Raw genomic sequence first — 6,090 nt, forward strand, 5'->3', positions numbered from 1 at the left:
ATCGCCCTCGTCATGCTCACCCTCGCCGGCCCCCGCCCCCAGCTCCCTGGACGCCAACCCGCCCCAGCATGACCCACACATACGGCAGGAGAGCCTGAAAAAGGGCCCTGGTCGGCGAGCCGAATGATCACGCCATCGGACGGTCCCGCGGCGGGCTGACCACCAGGATTCACCTCGCCGCCGACGGCCGCTGTCGGCCCCTGGCGTTCGTCGTCACTCCGGGCCAGGCCGGTGACGCCCCTGCGTTCCCGCAGGTCATGGCCGGCATCCGGGTACCCCGTCGCGTCGGGCGGCCCCGGACCGTACCGGAGGTGGTCCTCGCGGACAAGGCGCGCTCCTCCTGCGCGATCCGTGGCCACCTGCGCCGTCGCGGGATCGGGGCCGTAATTCCGCAACCCGCCGACCAGATGGCAACGCGCAAGAAGCGTGGCCGGTTCAGTGGGAGGCCACCGGGGTTCGACCATGACGACTACCGTCGGCGCAACGCGGTCGAGAAGAGCAAGCCGCAGTGCTGTCATACCTGCGGTTCGCTGTCATGGCTGTTGTGTCCTTCCTCGTTGTCGATTATCGCCAGGCGCTGGTGGTACAGCCATGCCTGGCGGGCGCCGCGCCCGCGCGGCAACTGGTGCAGCCGGCGGAGCCGTTCGACCTCGGCCGCATCGGCGTGAATGATCCAGGAGTGGCGCGGGTCGTCGCGTTGGTGGGCGGTGGCCCAGCCTTTCTTGATCCAGCCGTGGAGGGTGACGCGGGGCATGCCGAGCTCGCGGGCGAGGTCGGTGAGCCACCACTCGTCGGGGCCCAGCGGGTCGGCGGCCTGGCGCTGGGCGTGTTCCTGGCGGCTGACGGAGCCCAGTTCCTGCAGGAGTTGGCGTACTCCTTGGGTGCTGAAGTGGTCGCGGCGTTTGGGCGGCCGCAAGCCCTCGTCGTTGAGGATCTTCGCGATGGCCGCGGCGGTGTGGCCGGCCCGGGCGAGTTCGCGGGCGCGGGCTGCCAGCTGTGGAAAGTAGCTGAGCTGGTCCAGGCGGCCGACGGGGCGGATGATCTCGCCGTGGCTGTGGTACCCGCCTGCCCAGGTGATCCGCACGGTGACGCGCTCGCTGTCGCCGACGACGCACACCTCGACTCGCTCGATCAGGTGCCGCAGCAGCTGCTTGCGGTCGGCGTCGGTGGTGGTTGGCGCGTGCCATACCGCGGGCAGGTCGCGGGCGAGGGCGGTGATCTGCTTGCGCTCTTGCGATGTGAGAAGGCGAGGTCGGGTGGCGAGGAAGCGGTCGTGTTCCTCGCCCAGTTGCTGCCGCTGGCGCAGCGCAGCTTCCCAGCTGCGCTCCAGTTCCCGCACCACCAGCCGGTTTTCGGGCTCGGCGAGCTGGTACTGGCGCCGGGCCCGCTCGACGGCGTAGTCCGCCCGCTCCAGCCGCTGCCGCCAGACCTGCTCCACGTCCTGCCGCCGTTGCTCGGCCCGCTCGACAGCCTGAAGCGAGACCTCAAGGGCGGCGGGTGCCATCGCGTCGAGCAGGGCGCCGGTGACGTGGCGGTCCACGCATGTACCCGACAGCTGCTGGCAGACCTCGCCGCCGTAGTCGGCCTTGAGCCGGTCGCACTCGTACTTGGGCCACAGCTTGCCGCCCTGGCCGCGCTGGTAGTGCACGGTCATGCGGGTGCCGCAGCGTCCGCACCAGATCACTCCGGCCAGCAGCGCCGGCCCGTCGCGCACCGCTCCCATGCTTAACGAGCGTGCCCGGTTCGCCTCGATCCTGGCCAGGTTGCGCTCGTGCCGTTCGATGTCGATATAGGCGGGCAGCACGCCGGGCAGATAGACCAGCCACTCCTCGCGCGGGCGGCGGATGCGGCCGGTGAACGGACGGCCTGCCAGACGGCGGCGCGGGTCGGTGCGGCTGCGTCCATAGACGAACACGCCGGCATAGGCCGGGTGCCGGAGCATGTTCTGGATCACGATCCGGCTGGGACGGCGCCACTCCAGCTGCCCCTTTCCCGGACCCGAGCGGGCCCGCACGCCGATCTCGATACCGTTCTCGACCAGGAAACGCAGCACGGCGTTGATGGTGGCCAGCTCATCGAACAGGTCGAAGACCAGCTTCACGAGGGATTGCACCTGCTCGTCGGGGTCTTTGCCGACCTGTCCGTCCGGCAGACGGACGTAGCCGACGGGAAGAGGAATGGCGAGTTCGCCGCGGCGGGCCTTGGCGATCCGCCCGTTCCACATCCGCTGCTTGATCAGGTGCAGTTCGGCCTCGCTGATCGTGCCCTTCAGGCCCAGCAGCATGCGGTCGTTGTGCTCGGCCGGGTCGTAGATCCCGTCCGGGTCAGCCAGCAGGGCCCCGGCCAGGGCACACAGTTCAAGGAGCTGGTGCCACTCGCGTCCGCTGCGGGCCAGGCGGGACATCTCCACCCCCCACAGTGTCGGGAAGGTCGGCGTCGTGCGTGTCGACTACAAGCTCGGCGAGGGAGAAGTGTGCCTCCTCGACAGACATCCTGTTGTGGACGCGCACGAAGTAGCTGCGCTCGGAAACCCGGAAAATGCGCCTTCTCTGGCGTCGGCGCCCTGATTCGGTGAAGGCCTCTGCGAAGGTGTCGACGGCGTCCCGCATCGCGGCCAGCGCTTCGGCCTCGGTCCCTTCGAGTTCACGGTGGGCGGTGTACCGGAAGGCCTCCGCCCGGCCCTCGGCCTGCAAGATGACCCACTGGGGCACGGCGTCCTCCAGTTCGTAAAGCGCGCGAGCCGGGAGTCACAGCCCTGTCTCCCAGCGAGCCCGGCCATGGCACCGGGCCCGATGGTCTCGGCACGGGGAGATTATCGGACAGGGCAACGGCCTCAGGACCTGAAGCACAGAGCTTGCCGGCGGCAGCCAGGGCCCCTGCCTGCCGAAGCTGGCTCGCCTGATCAGGAAGAAGGGTTCGGTGGGCACAACGGTCCTCGGCTTTCTCCGGCTTTTCGGCCGGGTCGGCGATCTCCAGCCCGCGCGCGGATCTGCGTACGCGCCGGGGCCACCGTGAGAAAGCACCCCTTGTCCGCGGTCTGACGATCACCGCCTACGGGTGTCCCCTTTCGCCTTGACTGGGCCTGCACCAAGCGAGTTTGTCCGTGGCTGTCGCCACACCGCCGCGCCCGTGCCATGCTCCCGGAGCGGCTCCAGGGTGGTGACGGGGACGGGCACGACGTCCGGAGCCGGGCGGGGGCGCACAGGGCGGTCGGCCACGGGCACCCAACGGGCGGCGGGGGCCGACGGGCCGGGGGCCCCGCCCCCACCAGTAGCCGCGCGAACCGCAGTGGGCATACTGTCCGCTGAGTGCTTGATCGCCGCGCAGTCACCGTCCCGGAACCGGCCGGGGAGCGGCGGTCTCCGGAAACGCAAGGACTGGGGGATTGTCGTGGGGCTGATGGACCGCATCCGCGGTGAGTTCATCGACATCATCGAGTGGACCGACGACGGCCGGGACACCATTGTGTGGCGCTTTCCGCGCTACGGCAACGAGATCAAGATGGGCGCCCGGCTCGTGGTGCGCGAGTCGCAGGTGGCCGTCTTCGTCAACGAGGGCCGCCTGGCCGACGTCTACCAGCCCGGCACATACACCCTCACGACCCAGAACATGCCGGTCCTGTCCACACTGAAGGGCTGGAAGCACGGCTTCGAGTCGCCGTTCAAGGCCGAGGTCTACTTCGTCACCACCCGACAGTTCACCGACTTCAAGTGGGGCACCCAGAACCCGGTGATCCTGCGGGACGCCGACTTCGGCATGGTCCGGGTCCGTGCCTTCGGCACCTTCGCCGCCCAGGTGGCCGACGCCGCCGCGCTGCTGCGCGAACTGGTCGGCACCGACCCCCAGTTCCGCACCGAGGAGGTCGGCGAGCACCTGCGGCAGCTGATCGTCTCCAAGCTGGGCTCCGCGCTGGGCTCGTCCGGCGTGCCGCTGCTGGACCTCGCCGCCCGGCAGGACGGCATCGGGCAGCAGCTGGCCAAGGCGCTGACCCTGGAGCTGTCCTCCACCGGCATCGCCATCCCCCGGTTCTACATCGAGAACATCAGCGTCCCGCCGGAGATCGAGGCGGCGATCGACACCCGCTCCCGGATGACGATCACCGGCAACCTGGACGACTACGCCAAGCTCCAGGCGGCCGACGCGATCCCGATCGCCGCCGCCAACCCCGGCACCGGCGGCGACGCTCTCGGGCTGGGCGTGGGCATGGCGCTGGGCCAGCGGATCGTGCAGAGCACGTCCGGTGCGGCCACCCCCTCGGTCCCGGTGACACAGGCCCCGGCGCAGCCCGCCCCCGCCTATGTCCCGCCGCCGCTGCCCACCGCGCCACGCTGGTTCCTCGCGGTCGGCGGACAGCAGCAGGGCCCGTACGACCAGAGCGCGCTGGCCGGGCAGGTGGCGGCCGGCAACCTGACCCGTACCACGCTGGTCTGGCGCAGTGGGCAGGCCGCCTGGCAGCCCGCGGACCAGTTCCCGGAGCTGACGCCGCTGTTCGCCGACGTCCCGCCGCCGCTGCCCCCGCAGGGCTGAGATCCGCCACCCGGAACCTCCCGGCAACAGGTCACAAGGAGAGTTGAGTTGACGGATCAGGATGTCACGCCGGCGCCCGACCGGGCGTTCCAGTGCGAGGCGTGCGGTGGGGTCAGCGAGTACGCGCCCGGGACGTACGCGCTGCGCTGCCCGTACTGCAAGTACGAGCAGGACATCACGCCGATACCGCGGCAGGTGACCGAGCACCCCATCGAGGAGCTGGCCGTGCTCCCCCGCCGGGCATCCGCGCCGGACCGGGTGAAGGTGTACACCTGCCCCGGCTGCCACGCGGTGACCGAGAGTGACACGCTCAGCGACAAGTGCCAGTTCTGTGCCACCCCGCTGGTCGCGGACGCCTCCGGCACCGAGCGGGTGGTACCCGAGGCAGTACTGCCCTTCGGGGTGGGCCGCGAGCAGGCCCGTGACGCGCTGGCGAAATGGACCAGATCCCGCTGGTTCGCGCCCAACGAGCTGAAGAAGGTCACCGAGGCGGAGACCTTCCGCGGCAGCTACCTGCCGCACTGGACGTACGACGCGCAGACCACCACCCAGTACACCGGCCAACGCGGCGAGCACTACTGGGTGGAGGAGAAGGACTCCGAGGGCAACACCCGGCAGGTGCGGCACACCCGCTGGCACCACACGTCCGGGACGGTCGGCCGGTTCTTCGACGACGTGCTGGTGCCCGGCAGCGGCCAGGTGCCGGCGAAGGAACTGGACAAGCTGGCCCCCTGGCCGCTGGAGGAAACGGTTCCCTACCAGGAGGAGTACCTGGCGGGCTTCCGGACCGTCCGATACGACGTCGAGCCGGAGGCCGGCCTGGAGTCGGCGAAGGCGCGGATGGCGCCGGTGATCCGCGCCGACTGCAAACGGGACATCGGCGGCGACGAGCAGCGGGTGCACTCGATGTCAACCCTCTACAGCGGCCTCACCTACAAGCTGGTGCTGCTGCCCGTCTGGTTCCTGACCTACCTCCACGCCGGCAAGCCGTGGCCGGTGATGGTCAACGCCCGTACCGGCGAGGTCATCGGCGAACGGCCGTACAGCGCGGCGAAGATCACCCTGGCGTCGGTGGGCGGCGCGCTGCTGATCGCCCTGGTGGTGCTGCTCGTGGTGATGCTGCGCAACTGAGGACGCCGTCGTCGGCCGTACGAATGCCGTGTCGGTGGACGGCAGCGTCACCGCGGAAGCGGTCGGTGCGCTGAAGAAGACCTCGGCGACGGCGACCGCCACGGCGCAGGCAGCAAGACGTGCACGCAAAGGCGCCCCCTGGAATCCCGGAACACCGGGTCGGCATCGGCTCCGCCCATGAGCAGAGCGCGGCTGTGCAGGCTCAACCGGAGGTGCCTGCTGCTCACTTCGGGAGGCATGTATCGGCCTCGGGGCCAGCAGACACTGTCGAGAGGTGAAGACACACGTTTGTGCGCGAGAACAATTCGCGCGCTGCATCCTTTGGCGCAGGTGATCGCCCAGATCGGACTCGGAAGCCCGGCTGGCGAACCGGAAGGACCGCGAACCGCCCTCGGCGTTGAAGCCGGCGGCCGTGGCCAGCGCCTCGATCAA

The 6,090-nt window shown here is 70.0% G+C and carries 4 protein-coding genes and 1 pseudogene; 3 read left to right on the forward strand and 2 right to left on the reverse strand.

The annotated features are described in order from the left end of the window. Positions 1-134 precede the first annotated feature (134 nt). Positions 135-497: pseudogene (locus ACFYX0_RS46245) on the forward strand (transposase); the annotation flags it as partial. 17 nt (positions 498-514) lie between these two features. Here ACFYX0_RS46245 and ACFYX0_RS46250 read toward each other — a convergent pair. Continuing rightward, a complete protein-coding gene (locus tag ACFYX0_RS46250; protein WP_388981466.1) occupies positions 515-2,404 on the reverse strand; it encodes a recombinase family protein in 1,890 nt (629 codons plus the stop codon). Beyond that, the gene (locus ACFYX0_RS46255) at positions 2,358-2,711 is read right to left on the reverse strand and encodes a hypothetical protein (RefSeq protein ID WP_388981457.1); all 354 of its coding nucleotides are present in this window, start codon (positions 2,709-2,711) and stop codon (positions 2,358-2,360) included. Before ACFYX0_RS46255 ends, ACFYX0_RS46250 begins: the two co-directional genes overlap by 47 nt. Before the next feature lie 688 nt (positions 2,712-3,399). Here ACFYX0_RS46255 and ACFYX0_RS46260 point away from each other — a divergent pair. Both ACFYX0_RS46260 and ACFYX0_RS46265 read left to right on the forward strand, forming a co-directional pair. After that, positions 3,400-4,527, forward strand: a complete 1,128-nt coding sequence (locus ACFYX0_RS46260; protein WP_388981460.1) for an SPFH domain-containing protein — start codon at positions 3,400-3,402, stop codon at positions 4,525-4,527. 48 nt (positions 4,528-4,575) lie between these two features. Further along, positions 4,576-5,658: a hypothetical protein gene (locus ACFYX0_RS46265; RefSeq protein ID WP_388981463.1), complete on the forward strand. Its 1,083-nt coding sequence runs from the start codon at positions 4,576-4,578 to the stop codon at positions 5,656-5,658. Positions 5,659-6,090 lie beyond the last annotated feature (432 nt).

It is taken from the genome of Streptomyces sp. NPDC002573 (genome assembly GCF_042889625.1).
GTDB classification, from domain to species: domain Bacteria; phylum Actinomycetota; class Actinomycetes; order Streptomycetales; family Streptomycetaceae; genus Streptomyces; species Streptomyces gibsoniae.

Coding starts and splice junctions, on each gene's coding strand:
- ACFYX0_RS46260 (WP_388981460.1), top strand. CDS start 3,400: ATGGACCGCATCCGCGGTGAGTTCATCGACATCATCGAGTGGACCGAC.
- ACFYX0_RS46250 (WP_388981466.1), bottom strand. CDS start 2,404: ATGTCCCGCCTGGCCCGCAGCGGACGCGAGTGGCACCAGCTCCTTGAA.